This is a genomic window from Megasphaera vaginalis (ex Srinivasan et al. 2021), assembly GCF_000478965.1.
Classification (GTDB): domain Bacteria; phylum Bacillota; class Negativicutes; order Veillonellales; family Megasphaeraceae; genus Megasphaera; species Megasphaera vaginalis.
Map to the genome: position 1 here is coordinate 101,558 of NZ_AWXA01000041.1, position 15,947 is coordinate 117,504.

Consider the following 15,947-nt stretch of genomic DNA (forward strand, 5'->3'; position numbering starts at 1 on the left):
GTCCCCAAACTATGGACAACGCATGCACTTATGCATTCACATTTTTTATCTTGTTTTTCAGTTCTTCAATCATGGCACGGAAATGTTCATCTGTTTCCATCGTTTTCATGATCTTAGTGCAGGCGTGCATGACTGTCGTGTGATCGCGGCCGTTGAAGGCTGTGCCGATATGAGGATAAGTGTTTTCCGTCAGTTCACGGCATAGATACATGGCGATCTGTCGCGGCAAAGCAATGTTTTTAGTCTTTTTTTTACTCATCAGGTCTTCATATTTTACTTTATAGAAACGGCAGACTGTTGCAGTAATTTCATCGATTGTAATATATTTTTTGTCATTATTGACGGAAACGAGTTCTTTTAACGCTTTTTGTGTAATTTCCAAGGTAATCGGTGAATTTTCCGCCGACGCCTGCATTTGCGCTCTAAAAAAGGCTCCTTCCAGTTCACGTACGTTAGTACTCATATATGAAGCGATATAGTCAATAGCTTTTTTATCGACGGCGATATGTTCTTTTTGCGCCAGGCTCAAAAGAATGGCCATTCTCGTTTCCAGGTCTGGCGGATCGATATTGACGACCATACCGCCTTGAAAACGGGAACGAAGTCTGTCTTCCAGTTTTTTTATATCCTGCGGCGGTCTGTCGCTGGTAAAAACCATTTGTTTACGATCACGGAAGAGTGTATTGAATGTATGAAAAAATTCTTCCTGTGTCCGTTCCTTGTCTTCGAGAAATTGAATATCATCGACTAAAAGGACGTCGATATTCCGATACTTTTGACGAAAACTTTCAGGATTTTTATCACGTAGCGAGTGGATCATGTCATTGGTGAAATCTTCGCTAGTAATGCAATGAAGTCGTAATGTCGGAAATTTTTCCAACAGACTGTGACCGATGGCCTGCATTAAGTGCGTTTTTCCAAGTCCGCTGCCGCCGTAAATAAAGAATGGATTATACTTTTTAGCCGGCGCTTCGGCAATGGATAAAGCCGCTGAATAGGCGATACGATTACTGTTGCCCACAATGAAGTTGTCGAAAGTATACATATCGTTCAATTCGGTATAGCCTGTCGGTTTGATGGTGTCCGTATTTCTTTGTTCCGTTGTTGCAGATGGAACGGAGGAGATTTGTGTCAGCTCTTCCTGCACTGTCGGTTCCGTATCGGCAGGCTGCTGTTGTTGCGGTTTAACGTGATGAATCGTTTCGGCTACCGGTTCTTCGGGAATGATCGTCTTGTCTTCACTGTTGATCAACTCTACGTTCGTTTCGCTGCCGATAACGAGTGTTGCCGTTTCTTTCAGCAACTGTCCGTATTTTCTGGTTATGTACAGGCAGATAAATTTATTTGTCGTATCCAAGATAAGCGTATCGTTTTGATACATATAAGGAATAATAGAGGTTTCGAACCACGTCGTATATATTTTCGGGTCTACCTTTTTTTGTAATTCTCTTAATATTCCTTCCCAAATTTCTATCAGATCTGTCGTTTCCATGGAAGCATCCTTTCTTGGGGATATGTTGTAATCCGTGTTTGTGGATAAGGTGGAAAATTTTGGTAAGAAGCGTTGGCCGTTACTGAAATATGCGCAATGTGATCGTTGAAACTTATCCACAATTTGTTGATAAGTTGTTGATAACCGGTTCGTTCTATCCACATTTTACACTAAAGTTGTCAATAAATGAATAGAATTGGCCGGAAACGATTGTAATGAAGAATACTTGCAGTCCGTATACGAACATGAGTAGTAATAATATATTTTATCATAATTTTTAATTTTAATGAATCAATGGCGCAAGACGGTAAAGGACCGGCAAGGGAAATAATTGACAGTAACCTATCTATTGAGTATAATTACACTGTTATGGTGTAAGTAATGGTAATAACTACGGACAGAAGGAGGTGTCTTACTTGAAACAGACATATCAGCCGAATACATTGTGGAAAAAGAGAACCCACGGTTTTCGTGAAAGAATGAAGACCAAAGGTGGCCGTATGGTTTTGAAAAAACGCCGCATGAAGGGCAGAAAGAAGCTTTCTGCGTAAATTTTGTTCGCCGATAAACAGAAAAGTTCCGCCAGGGATTTTTCTGTTTTTCTACTATTTGCCGGGATCAGAAGTCTATGTATGAGTTGAAAAAAGAAAAAAAGATATGTAAAAATAAAGAATATCAGCTCGTATATAGGCGAGGAAAATCTGTCGTTAACCGGTACGCCGTTCTCTATGTGCTGCCACGTTCGCCGAAGCACAAAACGCGCATCGGTTTTGTAACGGGAAAAAAGATCGGCTGTGCCGTGGAAAGAAATCGCTGCCGGCGTTTGATGAAAGAAGTTTATCGCCTGCATCAGTTTGAAATTGGCGACGGATATGATCTGGTATTGATTGGCCGCAGCAGGTTAAAACATTTATCGTATGGCGAAGCGGAAAAAAATATACTTCATTTATTGCGTCTTGCCAAGGTTTGGAGAAAGAAGCGGATACAATGAAACGCTTATGCATTGCTCTCATTCGCTTTTATCAACTTTGTATTTCCCCGTTAGGTCTGCCTTGCTGTCGTTTTTATCCGACGTGCAGCGCCTACGCCGTGGAAGCATTGCAGAAATACGGCGTATGGAAAGGCGGTTTTTTAGCAGTGAAACGGATTCTGAAATGCCATCCTTTTCATAAGGGCGGTTACGATCCGGTGCCGTAACGAAATCAATACAAGAATCGGCCGGATGAAATAAAGGCTGTGTCGATTTACTTCGAAAATTTTACTTCATTGGACAGGAGTTGAGAGTATTGGGTTTTTTCAGCGGGATTATGTCTACCTTTCTCGATTATTGCTATGCCTTTACGCATACGCTGGGGTATCCGAGTTACGGTATTGCCATCATTATGCTGACGTTGATTATCAAATTGATTTTGTCGCCGTTGACGGCGAAGCAAATCAAATCGATGGAAGGTATGCAGCAGCTGCAACCGAAAATTAAGGAATTGCAGCAGAAGTATAAGGGAAATCAGAAGAAATTGCAGGAAGAAATGGGCAAGCTTTACCGACAGATGGGTGTCAATCCTTTGTCCGGATGTTTGCCGATATTGATTCAGATGCCGTTTTTGATCGCTGTTTTTTATGCATTGCGCGAATATCCTTACGATCCGATGTATCAAAGTTTCCTGTGGTTGCCGAGTCTGGGCGAGTCGGATCCGACCTATGTGCTGCCTATCGTATCGGCCCTTTCCACGTTTGCCATTCAAAAACAGATGACCGGCGGCCAGGCGGCGATGTCGGAAGCGCAGGCCAAACAGCAGAAAATTATGCAGATTGCTATGCCGTGCTTTATCGGCTGGATCAGTTTGAGTTTTCCCAGCGGTCTGATTATTTACTGGATCATTTCCAACGTGTTCCAGTGGGTACAGCAGGTAATTATGTTTCGCGGCAAAAATAAAGGAGCAAAAGCATGAAAACGATTGAAGCTACAGGAAAAACGATTGAAGCTGCCATTCGCTCCGGATTGCTTCAGCTCGGTAAGACGGAAGACGAAGTCGATGTCGAAATCATAACGGCGCCGAGCAGCGGCTTTTTGGGTTTCGGCAGTAAGCCGGGAAAAGTTCATCTGACGGTGAAGGAAGAGGCAGTAATTCCGGAAACAGCGGCGGATACGGATAGGGCAGAAAATGAAATAAAGGAAACGGAAGATACAGCGGAAACAGCTGTGGAGGCGACGGAAGATTATCCTGCAGAAGAGGCGGCGTTGGAAGCCAAAGCTTTTCTTCAGGAAGTGCTGGATAAGATGAAGATTCCCGTCATTATTGAAAAGATGGTTAAAGAGGATCGAATTATCCTTCATCTGCACGGTGAAAACCTGGGGGTTCTTATCGGCAAACATGGACAGACACTGGATGCACTGCAGTATTTGACGAATCTGAAAACGAATCAGGGACATGGCAGCCGCCATTTCGTCATGCTCGACGTGGAGAATTACCGCCGTCGCCGTGAAGAAACGTTGAAGCAGCTGGCTTTGCGCCTTTCAGGACGGGTAAGACGGAAGAACGATAAAGTCGTATTGGAGCCGATGAACGGATATGAACGAAAGATTATCCATATCGCGCTTCAAGATAAAGCGCATATTCGTACTGAAAGTGAAGGACAGGACCCGTATCGTCATGTCGTTATTTACTATCAAGAGTGAGCAGATAAACCCGGTGCAAAGCACCGGGTTTTTTGCAGAAAGGAGGCCCCCTTTATGTATGATCCGGATGATACGATTGCAGCCATTGCGACGCCGCCGGGACAAAGCGGTATCGGTGTAATCCGCGTCAGCGGTAGCCGTTCGTTTGCGTTGACTGACGGCGTGTTTCACAGTGCTTCATCAATACCGCTCGAAAAAAGGCGTGACCGTTCCGTTCAGTACGGCACGATTGTTGATGAAACGGGGACGGTTATCGATGAAGTGTTATTGTTATTGATGCACGGGCCGCATTCATATACGGCTGAAGATGTCGTTGAAATACAATGCCACGGCGGCGGGCAATCGTTGCAGGCGATTATGGGGCTTTTGCTACGCAGCGGTGTCCGGCTTGCGGCGCCAGGTGAATTCACACAACGCGCGTTCATAAACGGCCGTATTGATTTGGCGCAGGCGGAAGCTGTTATGGACGTCATTCAATCGAAGAGCGCTGCCGGTTTGAATTGCGCCGTGACACAGCTGGAAGGCCGTCTTTCCGGCTTAATCGGCGAATTGCGAAAAGAACTGGCCGACTTTATGACGCGTATTGAGGTCATGATCGACTATCCTGAAGAAGATCTGGAAGAAGTTGCCATAACCGATATAGGAGCAGGCTTGCGGGAAATGGAAGAAAAGATAGAGGTCATGTTGCAAAAGTCGGAAAGTGGACGTATGATTCGCGACGGTATTACTGTCGCCATTGCCGGCGTGCCGAATGCGGGTAAGTCGAGTCTGCTCAATCGCCTTCTTGCCGAGGAACGGGCGATCGTCACCGATGTGCCGGGAACGACGCGGGACAGTTTGGAAGAATGGGCGACCTTGAACGGTATTCCGCTCCGCCTCGTCGATACGGCAGGCATACATGAAACGGACGATAAGGTTGAACGGATCGGCATCGACAGGGCGCGGCAGTATCTGGACAAGGCCGATATCAACCTTGTCGTTATTGACAGTGCGCGACCTTTATCGGCGGCGGATCGGGAGATTCTGATTGCCGCCGGCAAAAAGCGGGCAGTGATCGCCTTGAATAAAGCGGATCTGGCAGCGCAGGTAACGGCGGCGGATCTTGCGGCATTTCCGTATCCCGTTATTGCTGTTTCCGCTAAAGACGGCACGGGATTGGAGGCGTTGGCAGCGCATCTGACCGGTATTGTCCGGGAAGAAGGGCTCCATGAAGGGACCAGCGCCTTGTTGACCAATACGCGTCACATTGAACTGGTTCGACAGAGCAGAGAAGCGCTGCGGCGGGCGCGGCAGACGATAGATTCATCCATGCCTGTCGATTGCGCCATTGTCGACATTCGGGAAGCCTGGGAACGGCTCGGGTCGATTACGGGGGATACCGTTGCCGATGATATTGCAGCGGAAATTTTCAGTCGGTTCTGTTTGGGAAAATAAGGGGGATAAAGCATGTTCATTGCAGGTTCGTATGATGTTATCGTCGTCGGTGCCGGCCATGCCGGCTGTGAAGCGGCTTTAGCCAGTGCCCGGCTGGGCGCCGCAACGTTGTTGGCGACGCTCAACTTGGATAATATTGCTCTCATGCCGTGCAATCCTGCCGTCGGCGGCCCGGGCAAGAGTCACTTGGTAAAAGAGATCGACGCCCTCGGCGGACAAATGGGAATCAATACGGATGAAACGTGCATTCAGATGCGGATGCTGAATACGGGAAAGGGGCCCGCCGTTTATTCCTTGCGGGCGCAGTCCGATAAAAAACTGTATCAGCAGGTGATGACGAAAACGTTGGAAAATCAGGAAAATCTGGATGTCAGGCAACTGATGATTACGGAGTTGGTCATCGACGGCGGCAGTGTTTGCGGCGTGCGCACGGAATTGGGAGAAGAATATCGCGCCAAGTGCGTGATACTGGCGACGGGGACGTATTTGAAAGGAAAGATCATCATCGGCGACTGCGTCTATTCCGGCGGTCCTATGGGACAGCGTTCCGCCGAAGATCTTTCGGCGTCTCTTCTCGCCGCCGGATTGAAACTGATGCGCTTTAAGACGGGGACGCCGGCCCGCGTCGACAGACGAACCTTGCGGACTGCCGAGATGAGCCGGCAAGACGGAGACAGTGCAGGCCATGCCTTTTCGTTTCTTTCGGAACGGAAAAATCGGAATAAAGCCTGTTGCTGGCTTACTTTCACGAATGAAGAGACACATGAGATCATTCGCCGCAATCTGGACAGGGCGCCGATGTGCAACGGTGTCATAGAGGGGATAGGACCGCGGTACTGTCCGTCCATCGAATCGAAGATCGTCCGTTTTGCCGACAAGCGAAGACACCAGCTCTTCGTTGAGCCGGAAGGACTGATGACGGAAGAAATGTACGTACAGGGAATGAGTACGAGTCTGCCTGTCGATGTGCAGCAAGCGTTTTTGCAGACCATACCGGGACTGGAAGATGTCAAGATCATGCGTCCCGGGTACGCCATCGAATACGATTGTCTCGATCCGCTGCAATTGACGCCGTCGCTGGAAACGAAAAAGATCAGCGGCCTGTTTTCTGCCGGGCAGTCGAACGGGACAAGCGGATACGAAGAGGCGGCGGCACAGGGACTGATAGCGGGTATCAATGCCGCCCGCAAGGTTGCCGGACAGGAGCCGTTCATCCTGACCCGCGCCGAAGCCTATATCGGCGTTCTCATCGATGATCTGGTGACGAAAGGGACGGAAGAGCCTTATCGCATGATGACGAGCCGCAGCGAATATCGGCTGATTCTGCGGCAAGACAATGCCGACTTGCGGTTGACTCAAAAAGGTCGTGATCTCGGCCTGGTATCGGCAGAACGGTATGATCTTTTTTGTCGAAAAAAAGCGGCAGTTGAGGCGTCGCTGAAGGAACTTCGATCACTGGCCGTCACACCGACGGCGGAGAATCAGAAAAAACTGGCGGCGGCAGGTACGGCGCCGATCCGTACGGGCTTGACGGCATATGATCTGCTGCGCCGTCAAGATCTGACGTATGAACGGCTGCGGCAATATTTTCCTTTAGCCGAGTTGGCTGACGACGTTCGGGAAGAAATCGAAATTCTGATAAAGTATGAAGGGTATATAACGCGTCAACTGGAACAGGTGGAAAAGATGAACCGCTTTGAACGAAAGCTGTTGCCGCCCGATTTTGACTATGAAGGACTGGCGACGCTCTCTGCCGAAGCGCGGCAAAAACTGGCGGAAATCCGCCCTCGTTCTCTCGGGCAGGCGAGCCGTATTTCCGGCGTTTCGCCGGCGGACATTACGGCGCTGCTGATTCGGTTGGAACAGCGGCAGCGGGAGGGAAAAGGACATGTTTCTATGTGAACTCACGGCGGCATTGGCGCCGCTGGGCATTGTGCTTACAAAAAAACAACAGCAACAATTTGATACCTTTGCAGCCATGCTTGTCGAAAAAAATAAAGTAATGAATCTGACGGCCATTACGGAACCGAAAGAGATTGCCGTTAAACATATGGCCGACAGCCTTTCCTGTTATGAACCAGTTTGGTTTCCGGAAAACGCGTCGCTTCTCGATTTGGGGACGGGCGCCGGGTTTCCCGGCGTTCCCTTGGCGATTTTGCGGCCTGATCTGGAGATCACTTTTTTCGATTCCCTTCAAAAGCGACTGCGCTTCGTTGCAGAAGTCACGACGGCGTTGGGTTTGGAACGAGTACATTTTCTTCACGGCAGAGCCGAAGAAGAAGCGCACCGTACGGAATACCGGGAGGCCTTCGACATCGTTACGACGCGAGCTGTCGCCAGGTTGAACATCCTCAGCGAATGGGCCTTGCCGTATGTTCGGTGCGGCGGCGCCTTCATTGCGCTGAAAGGAGCTCGTTATGAAGAAGAACTTGCGGAAGCGGCAAAGGCGCTGACCGTTCTCGGCGGCGCCGCCGCCGTGGTCAGGGCAGTCTCTCTTTACGGAATCAGTGACAAGCGGGCGGTGTTTTATATCCGCAAAGAAAAGGAAAGTCCGAAAAAATATCCCCGTAAGCCCAAAATGGCGAACAAAAATCCGTTGTAATCATATAGGAAGGAATGTGAAGAAAATGTTTTTGAAAAAAAGAATGTTCACGTTATCCGTAATTTGCCTTACTGTCTCTTCTCTTACGGCTGTTGCGGCGATGCCGGAAAGGCCAGAAATCCGTGCGGCTGCCGCTTATGTCACAGATTGTGATACAGGTGCGGCCCTTTATGCCAAAAATGCCGATGCCCAAGTATCCCCCGGCGGTACAACCATGATGATGACGGCCATTTTGGGCCTTGAACTGGGACAGGGAAAGATGGACCGGAACGTAACGATCGCCCCTGAATCGACGCAACTTGACAGCGACGTAGCCGTACTGGGCCTTCGCGCCGACAGAACGGCTACGCTCGGCAATGCGCTGGCCGGAATGATGACGTACAGCGGCTGTGATGCTGCCATGGACATTGCCGCTACCGTGGCGTCGTCGCAGCGTGATTTCGTTGATAAAATGAATGATAAAGCGCTGGCTATCGGCGCCGTGCACACGCATTTTACCAATCCCTCCGGATTGCCGGAAAGCGGTCATTATTCGACTGCCGCCGATTTGGCGAAAATTGCCGCATACGGAATGAAAAACAGCGATTTTCGTACGTTGGTGAGCCGTTCATCATATGAAATGACCTATTCCGACGGCGATACGGAGACGCTGACGTCGCTCAACGAATTACTTGCCGGCCAATACGAGGGTGCTAACGGCGTGCGTACAGGAAGTACCGATAATGGTGGTCCCTGTCTGATTGCTTCGGCAACGCGGGAAGGGAAGACGCTCGTCGCCGCTGTAATGAATTCTTCTGATCGTTTCGGCGATGCCGCGGCGTTATTGGATTATGGCTTTGCCGTTTTGAAAGAAAAAGGAGCATCTGGAAGCGATTTCGCTACGGCGACGGCGGGAAAGAGCGATGAAAATCCGTACGTTCTCCGCGATGCGCCGGCAGGGCAGACATTGAGTCAACTTGCGGCGGAACAGGCTGCAGCGGCGCAGCATACGCAACAGTCGGCGTTATAGCATGAAAAACACAACAAGTGTTATAAAACAGCCGCCATTACCGATTTTACATCGGTAATGGCGGCTGTTTGTCGTCAAACAAGTGCGATCAAACGAGGGCGAAAAGATCGTTCAATCCTTCAGCCAGTGTCGGATGAGTAAAAATAAAGTCACGAATAACCGTATACTTGATATTTTGTGTCATCGCTAAGCGGATGATGTTGATCAATTCATGTGAATCGGCACAGAAGAGCTGCGCACCGAGAATCAGATCCGTTTCCGGATCCACTAAGGCTTTCAGCAAGCCGTCGGCCTGTCTCAAAACCTTTGCTTTGGGAATAGCCGCTGCAGGCATGGAAACGACGGTATAGGCAAGTCCTTGACGCTTGGCTTCGGCTTCACTCAGGCCGACGCGGGAGAATGTGGGGTTAATGAAGACGGAGTAGGCGAACGCGCCGCGATTGTCGACAGTTCGGACTTTTTGGCCGTATATATCGTCCCAAATAATGCGGCTGTCATCAAGTGACATGTACGTAAATTGCAATTTGTTGCAGACGTCACCTGCCGCCCAAACTGATGGCGCTGTTGTGCGCAGATGATCGTCGACAACGATCATTCCGCCGTCGTCGGTGCGGATCCCGGCTTTGGACAGCTGCAGTTCCGTCGTATCGACGCGGCGGCCGGTAGCGACGAGAACGGCGTCTCCCGCCAGCGTATGCATCTGTCCGCCCTTTTCATATAGGGTCGTGCCGTCGTTTATTTCCGTCACGTTAACGCCGGTTTCGACACGGATTCCCTGTCCGGTCAGGACTGCGAGAATGGCTTGCGCCATATCACTGTCTTCACGACCGAGAAATACGTCGGCGTCTTGCAGAATAGTCACTTCACTGCCGTATTCGGCAAACATGGAAGCAAATTCGAGACCGATATAACCGCCGCCGATGATCGTCAGCTTTTCAGGCAAGACGTCAAGATCCATGATGGTTTCACTGACATAGACGAAGGCGTTATCTTTTATGCCTTTGATCGGGGGAATAAAGGGGCCGGCGCCCGTATTGATGCAGGTACCGCCGTACATATGTGAGCTTTTTTCAATGAGGGCAACCTTTTCTCCTTTAGCTGCCAACTTTCCTGCCAATGTTTTGCCGGCTTTACCGAAGCCGATGATAAGTGTATTATACATCATGATTCGCTCCTTTTTATCAATAAATAATTATTATTTATTATATCTTATCATAAGAGTTGACAAAGTATATGTCACTGCCTATAATAAAAGAACAACAAAACCGATATGGAACTGACGGATAGTGGAATTAACCACATGAACCGTATCGCATAAAGTATGAGCCGACCGTCTGGGCAGAGATATGAATGTATACTTTGGCCGGAAAGGGTCGGTATTTTTTATATCTCTTTTTACGTTTTCGTACGAGAGAGGGGTATTGTATGAAGAGAAATCGGTGGCTTATCGCTTTATCCGCTATGGGACTTCACATTTGTATCGGCAGTGTATATGCGTGGAGTGTGCTGACCAAACCGATCATGCAGAGCATGGGATTTACGTTGAAAGAAACGACGTGGACATTTTCTCTGGCTATTTTGTTCTTGGGCCTTTCAGCCGGCTGTCTGGGCGCTTTCGTTCAGAAGATCGGGCCCCGCAAATCAGGACTTTTGGCGGCATTCTTTTTTTGCGGCGGTATGTTCGGCACGGCGTTGGCATTACATTTGCACAGTCTGCCGCTGCTTTACCTGGCCTATGGCGTTATCGGCGGTATCGGCCTCGGTACGGGGTATATAACGCCGGTGTCGACGTTGGTCAAATGGTTTCCGCATAATCGCGGTTTTGCCACGGGTCTGGTTATTATGGGATTCGGGTTTGCCAGCATGATTGCCGGACCGGTGATGCAACTTCTTGTTGAATCTTTCGGGCTGGTGACGAACTTCGTTATTCTCGGCGGCGTTTATTTTATCGTCATGACGGCATCGTCCCTTTATCTGGCGCCGCCTGCAGCCGGTGATATCGTACCTCGGGATAAAGTGCTGGAAGAAAGCGGCAGGAAACGGCCTGTCTATGCGGCGGCACTACCGCAGTTCACCGTCAAAAAAGCGATGAAAACATGGCAGCTTTACACGATTTGGTTCCTCTTCTTCACCAACATTACCTGTGGTATTGCCCTGCTTGCCGTTGCGTCGCCAATGGCGCAGGAAGTCGTCCATATGACACCGCTGGCGGCAGCGTCCATGGTCGGGATCATCGGCTTCATGAACGGCGCCGGCCGCATTGCGTGGGCGACGGTTTCCGACTATATCGGGCGAGCCAATACGTATCTGTTGTTCTTTGCCTTGGAAGTGGCAGCCTTTTATAAGCTTTCAACCGTTACTAATTCCTTCAGTTTTCAGATCCTCGTACTCCTGATCATAACCTGTTATGGCGGCGGCTTTTCCTGTATGCCGGCCTATCTCAGCGATCTCTTCGGCACCTTGGAACTGAGCGCTATTCACGGCCGGGTCCTGACGGCTTGGGGCGCTGCCGGAGTTGCCGGGCCCCTGCTTCTTTCCTGGATCAGAGAAACGACCAACAGCTACGCCGTAACCTTGCAGTTCTTTTCCGGCTGCCTTGTCGTCGTTTTTTTAGTCATGGCTTATCTTAAATACAAGACACGTCACGGCATCATCGGTACGGAAACGGCATGGACGGAACAGGAAGTAAAGCATGCCTGAATAAAAACGGAATAGGCGCGTTGTTGAGGTATCGTGGACCGTCGGTCTGCGGTACCTCTTTTTGAAGACTGCAGCCTGTCTTTACATACGGTCGTGGCGCGGCTTTAAAAGAATGCGTGAAGGCTGAACTTTTCGACAAAAAGATTCGCCGATTGACGGCGTCAATATTTTTTGAGGCCGTTAATCGCATTTCCACAGGCCGCAGAGAGTAGGAAAAACAGAGACGGCGTTCTGCTGTCATCGTTGCAGACGATGGAAAAGCGGGCGTCTTTTCGCGGGCCTTTTTGTACGGCGCCGCAGGTTGAACTGATTGTCCATGCAAAGAGAGCCCCTGCCGATTGGCAGGGACTCTCTTTATTTAACCTGGAGGCTATCACGTTTTGCCGGAATTGCACGTTGTTAGGGGATGAATGGGTCTTGCTCGACCTTTATTGTGCGGCTTCCTGCATGGAATCGATAATAGCCTGGGCCGTGTTAACGACTTCGATTTTCTTGTCCGCCTTTAACGTCGAGGCCATGGAGATGCGTTCGTTGAGAACGGTCATGTTTTTCAGATTGTCGTCAATGAATTGCTGCATCAAATCACCGGATTTGACGGCCCAAGAGCCGTTTTCCAAGATGGCGACAGTCCGTTTTTGCAAATTAAGGGCTTTCATGTGTTCCAGATAATCGAGCATGACCGGATAGATGCCCAAATTGTAAGTGACGGAGGCCAGTACGATGTGGGAATACTTGAAGGTTTCGGAAATCAACGTGGAGACGTGTGTCGTGGAAACGTCATAGACGTGAACGTTGGACATCCCTTTTTGACACAATTCCGAGGCCAAAGCCTGTGCCGCGGCTTCCGTGTTGCCGTACATGGAAGCATAAACGATCATGACGCCTTTTTCTTCCGGTTCATAGGTGCTCCAATGCGTATATTTATCGAGGAGATAACCGAAATCCTGACGCCAAACGGGACCGTGGAGCGGGCAGATAACTTTTATCTTATCCAGGACCGTAGCGGCTTTGCCCAGGAGATGCTGGACGTGGGGGCCGTATTTGCCGACAATATTCGTATAATAACGGCGCGCTTCGTCAATCCAGTCGCGGTCGAAATTGACTTCGTCGGCAAAGAGTTTGCCGTCCAAGGCGATAAAGGAGCCGAATGCATCAGCCGAGAACAATGCGCCGTTGGTGAGATCAAGCGTGATCATGGCTTCAGGCCAGTGTACCATCGGGGCTTCTACAAACGTTACCTGGTGTTTGCCGAACGATTGGACGTCGCCTTCTTTAACTTGGATCAACTCCTGATTATCAATGGAGAAACCGAATTGACGCATGATCATGAAGGATTTTTCCGTGCTGATGATTTTTACCTTCGGGTAACGCAAAATGATTTCTTCAATGGAGGCGCCGTGATCCGGTTCCATATGATTGATGACTAAATAATCTAAATTGCGGCCGTTCAGAACATGTTCGATATTTTCCAACAACTGCCGGCATACGGACCAGTCGACGGTATCGAAGAGAACGGTGCTTTTATCTATCAGCAGATAGGCATTGTAAGATACACCTAAGGGGATGGGATGGATATTTTCAAATAAATGGGTGCGATGGTCATTGGCGCCGACCCAATATAAATCATCTGTGATGTTTCGTACGCAATACATGAGCAGACTCCTTTCTATTCTTTAATGAAATGATCTTTTCCTTCAGCACATTCCGGGCAAACCCAATCTTCCGGAAGTTTATCGAATAACGTGCCCGGTGCAATATCGGCATCTTCGTCGCCGAGTTCAGGAACATATTCATAACCGCAGCCGCTGCAGACATAACGGGGGCCGATCGGTTCCGGTTTCGGCGGCAGCGGTCTTTTCATCTTGACCATAGGCGGAGCCGCTTTTTTCTTTTCTCTGCCCAATGCATCGGCCAGAAGCGGCAGGATTTCGTTGACATCGCCGATAATGCCATAGTCACAGTTCTTGAAGATCGGCGCGTTGCCGTTCTTGTTGATGGCGACGATCGTCGAAGCGTCTTTAATCCCTTTCAAATGCTGTTTGGCGCCGGAAATGCCGCAGGCGATATAGAGATTGCCTGTGAACTTCTGTCCGGACATGCCCACATACCGTTCGATCGGTACGTATTGCAAGGTTTCGGCGACGGGGCGGGAAGAACCGACGGCGGCGCCTGCAGCGGCGGCCAGATCTTCAATGAGGCGCATGTTTTCTTTGGCACCGATGCCCTTGCCGGCGGAGACTACTCGTTCAGCGAGCGCGATCGGCGTATCGGCGGGAATGCCGACGGAGAAATCATAACCGTCCTGCTTCAACGTTGCAACCAGTGTTTCCACTTGTTCTTTAGCATTGCCGTCACTGAAAATTTTTGTTTTGCGTATGCCCGTAATCGGCGCAGGTTTTTTAGCAACGGAACGGGATTCGCTGTGACTTTTTCCAAGCTTGCCGAGAAGATGAGCGGCAATGACGACACGCTGGATTTCATTTGTTCCTTCATAAATCGTCGTAATCTTGGCGTCACGATAAGCCCGTTCGACGTCCATGCCCTTTAAGAAGCCGGAACCGCCGAAGATCTGCAAGGCATCATTCGTGATTTCCATAGCGACGTCGGAAGCGTACATTTTGGCCATGGCGGCTTCCATGCTGTAGCTTTCATGGTGTTCTTTCAATTCTGCAGCCGAATAAATGAGGTAACGGGAAGCCCGCAGCTTTGTAGCCATATCGGCGAGTTTGAAGGAGATACCTTGGTTGATACCGATGGGATCGCCGAACTGATGCCGTTCTTTAGCATAATCCAAAGCGCTTTCGTAAGCGCCCTGCGCGATGCCGAGAGCCTGCGAAGCGATCCCGATACGGCCGCCGTCCAACGTTGCCATGGCGATCTTGAAACCTTGGCCTTCTTTACCCAAGAGATTTTCCTTCGGCACTTTGACGTTGTTAAAGATCAATTCCGCCGTTGTCGACGAACGAATACCGAGTTTGTCGTAATGATCGCCGAATTCGAATCCCTTCCAGCCCTTTTCGACGATGAAGGCCGAAATGCCTTTTGTTCCGATATCGGGAGTAGTAACGGCGAAGACGACATAAATGTCAGCTTTCGGTGCGTTCGTGATAAAAATTTTACCGCCATTGAGGAGGTAGTGATCCCCCTTGTCCACTGCTGTCGTTTCCGTGCCGCCGGCATCGGAACCGGCATTTTCTTCCGTCAGGCCGAAGGCGCCGATCTTCTTGCCCGATGCTAAGGGACGCAGATATTTTTCTTTTTGTTTTTCATTGCCGAAAGCGGCGATCGGATACGAACCGAGGGAAACATGAGCCGAAAGGATAACGCCGACACCGCCGTCGACACGAGATAATTCCTCTACGGCAATGGCATAGCTCAAGACGTCGAGTCCGGCACCGCCGTATTCTTTCGGATAGGGCAGACCCATCCAACCGTTTGCGCCGATTTCTTTGACGATTTCGTCAGGAAATTCATTGTTTTGATCCAAACGAAAGGCAATAGGTTTAATCTTTTCTTCTGCAAAGGCGCGGATTTTTTTGCGTAACGCTTCATGTGCTTCTGTGGTCATAAACAGCATAGAAAACAAGCCTCCTTTTGAATACGGAACTTACTTTTCCGCAGGCGGATCAAGGACGGAACGGAGACTGATAGCGGCCAACTGTTGATCGAAGTCTTTTTGCAAAGCACGCAGGTTCACATGAACCTGACAGCCGCCGTTGGACGTTCTCCATTCACATTCGGAAGCCGGACGCATGCAGCCGGCCAGACACGTTTCACCTTCCATGACCAGGATCAGGTCATAGAGGCTGACTTTCTCTAAATCTGCTGTCAGCGTGCAGCCGCCTTTTGGACCGCGTACCAATTTGATAAAGCCCGCGTTGGCAAGTTTTTTCACAATTTTGTACGTAAAGGACGGAGGGATTCTTCCCTCTTCGGCAATGGTAAGCGCGTTGTGTGTCTTACCGTCTCGCAGTGATCTGATAACACGTAAAGCATAGTCAGTCTGTTTGTTCATGAACATCGTATCAATCCA

The 15,947-nt window shown here is 49.6% G+C and carries 15 protein-coding genes, 1 pseudogene and 1 riboswitch; of the genes and pseudogenes, 10 read left to right on the forward strand and 6 right to left on the reverse strand.

Translation table 11 applies throughout. The features are described from left to right. Positions 1–28: 28 nt before the first annotated feature. Positions 29–1,492, reverse strand: a complete 1,464-nt coding sequence (gene dnaA / locus HMPREF1250_RS07265) for a chromosomal replication initiator protein DnaA (RefSeq protein WP_023054036.1) — start codon at positions 1,490–1,492, stop codon at positions 29–31. Positions 1,493–1,908: 416 nt separating this feature from the next. Between dnaA and rpmH the strand changes: the two genes are divergently transcribed. The 9 genes from rpmH to HMPREF1250_RS07310 all read left to right on the forward strand — a co-directional run bounded on the left by rpmH (position 1,909) and on the right by HMPREF1250_RS07310 (position 9,214). Continuing rightward, a complete protein-coding gene (rpmH, locus tag HMPREF1250_RS07270) occupies positions 1,909–2,043 on the forward strand; it encodes a 50S ribosomal protein L34 (protein WP_023053961.1) in 135 nt (44 codons plus the stop codon). Positions 2,044–2,120: 77 nt separating this feature from the next. After that, positions 2,121–2,483 carry a ribonuclease P protein component gene (gene rnpA / locus HMPREF1250_RS07275; protein ID WP_023053950.1) on the forward strand — a complete coding sequence of 121 codons (363 nt, stop codon included), beginning with the start codon at positions 2,121–2,123 and terminating at the stop codon, positions 2,481–2,483. Beyond that, entirely contained in the window at positions 2,480–2,689 is a 210-nt protein-coding gene (yidD, locus tag HMPREF1250_RS07280) for a membrane protein insertion efficiency factor YidD (protein ID WP_023054011.1), read from the forward strand. Before rnpA ends, yidD begins: the two co-directional genes overlap by 4 nt. Positions 2,690–2,799: 110 nt before the next feature. After that, the gene (locus HMPREF1250_RS07285; RefSeq protein WP_051356091.1) at positions 2,800–3,441 is read left to right on the forward strand and encodes a YidC/Oxa1 family membrane protein insertase; all 642 of its coding nucleotides are present in this window, start codon (positions 2,800–2,802) and stop codon (positions 3,439–3,441) included. Next, positions 3,438–4,169: an RNA-binding cell elongation regulator Jag/EloR gene (gene jag, locus HMPREF1250_RS07290; protein WP_023054014.1), complete on the forward strand. Its 732-nt coding sequence runs from the start codon at positions 3,438–3,440 to the stop codon at positions 4,167–4,169. Before HMPREF1250_RS07285 ends, jag begins: the two co-directional genes overlap by 4 nt. 54 nt (positions 4,170–4,223) lie before the next feature. Further along, complete coding sequence (mnmE, locus tag HMPREF1250_RS07295; RefSeq protein ID WP_023053940.1) at positions 4,224–5,603, forward strand: tRNA uridine-5-carboxymethylaminomethyl(34) synthesis GTPase MnmE; 1,380 nt, start codon at positions 4,224–4,226, stop codon at positions 5,601–5,603. A 12-nt stretch (positions 5,604–5,615) separates the two neighbouring features. Further along, positions 5,616–7,505, forward strand: a complete 1,890-nt coding sequence (gene mnmG, locus HMPREF1250_RS07300; protein WP_023053945.1) for a tRNA uridine-5-carboxymethylaminomethyl(34) synthesis enzyme MnmG — start codon at positions 5,616–5,618, stop codon at positions 7,503–7,505. Continuing rightward, positions 7,492–8,205 carry a 16S rRNA (guanine(527)-N(7))-methyltransferase RsmG gene (gene rsmG / locus HMPREF1250_RS07305; RefSeq protein WP_023054051.1) on the forward strand — a complete coding sequence of 238 codons (714 nt, stop codon included), beginning with the start codon at positions 7,492–7,494 and terminating at the stop codon, positions 8,203–8,205. Before mnmG ends, rsmG begins: the two co-directional genes overlap by 14 nt. Positions 8,206–8,230: 25 nt before the next feature. Next, positions 8,231–9,214, forward strand: coding sequence for a D-alanyl-D-alanine carboxypeptidase family protein (locus HMPREF1250_RS07310; protein WP_051356085.1), 984 nt, complete (start codon positions 8,231–8,233; stop codon positions 9,212–9,214). An 88-nt stretch (positions 9,215–9,302) separates the two neighbouring features. Here HMPREF1250_RS07310 and HMPREF1250_RS07315 read toward each other — a convergent pair whose 3' ends face one another. Next, positions 9,303–10,379 (reverse strand): FAD-dependent oxidoreductase, encoded by a 1,077-nt coding sequence (locus tag HMPREF1250_RS07315; protein WP_023053947.1) that lies wholly within the window; start codon positions 10,377–10,379, stop codon positions 9,303–9,305. A gap of 97 nt (positions 10,380–10,476) precedes the next feature. Continuing rightward, a riboswitch (ZMP/ZTP riboswitch) is annotated at positions 10,477–10,561 on the forward strand. Between the two features lie 78 nt (positions 10,562–10,639). Here HMPREF1250_RS07315 and HMPREF1250_RS07320 point away from each other — a divergent pair. Then, a complete protein-coding gene (locus tag HMPREF1250_RS07320) occupies positions 10,640–11,914 on the forward strand; it encodes an OFA family MFS transporter (protein WP_036242940.1) in 1,275 nt (424 codons plus the stop codon). Positions 11,915–12,342: 428 nt separating this feature from the next. Here the strand turns inward: HMPREF1250_RS07320 and HMPREF1250_RS07325 are convergent, their stop codons facing one another. The 4 genes and pseudogenes from HMPREF1250_RS07325 to HMPREF1250_RS07335 form a co-directional block, all read right to left on the reverse strand. Continuing rightward, on the reverse strand, positions 12,343–13,566 hold the full coding sequence (locus HMPREF1250_RS07325) for an FprA family A-type flavoprotein (RefSeq protein ID WP_023054007.1): 1,224 nt from the start codon (positions 13,564–13,566) through the stop codon (positions 12,343–12,345). A 14-nt stretch (positions 13,567–13,580) separates the two neighbouring features. Continuing rightward, on the reverse strand, positions 13,581–14,246 hold the full coding sequence (locus tag HMPREF1250_RS12305) for an FAD-binding protein (protein WP_268802363.1): 666 nt from the start codon (positions 14,244–14,246) through the stop codon (positions 13,581–13,583). A 114-nt stretch (positions 14,247–14,360) separates the two neighbouring features. Continuing rightward, positions 14,361–15,491, reverse strand: a pseudogene (locus tag HMPREF1250_RS12310) (acyl-CoA dehydrogenase); the annotation flags it as partial. A 30-nt stretch (positions 15,492–15,521) separates the two neighbouring features. Then, on the reverse strand, positions 15,522–15,935 hold the full coding sequence (locus HMPREF1250_RS07335) for an RrF2 family transcriptional regulator (protein WP_023053998.1): 414 nt from the start codon (positions 15,933–15,935) through the stop codon (positions 15,522–15,524). Between the last annotated feature and the right edge of the window lie 12 nt (positions 15,936–15,947).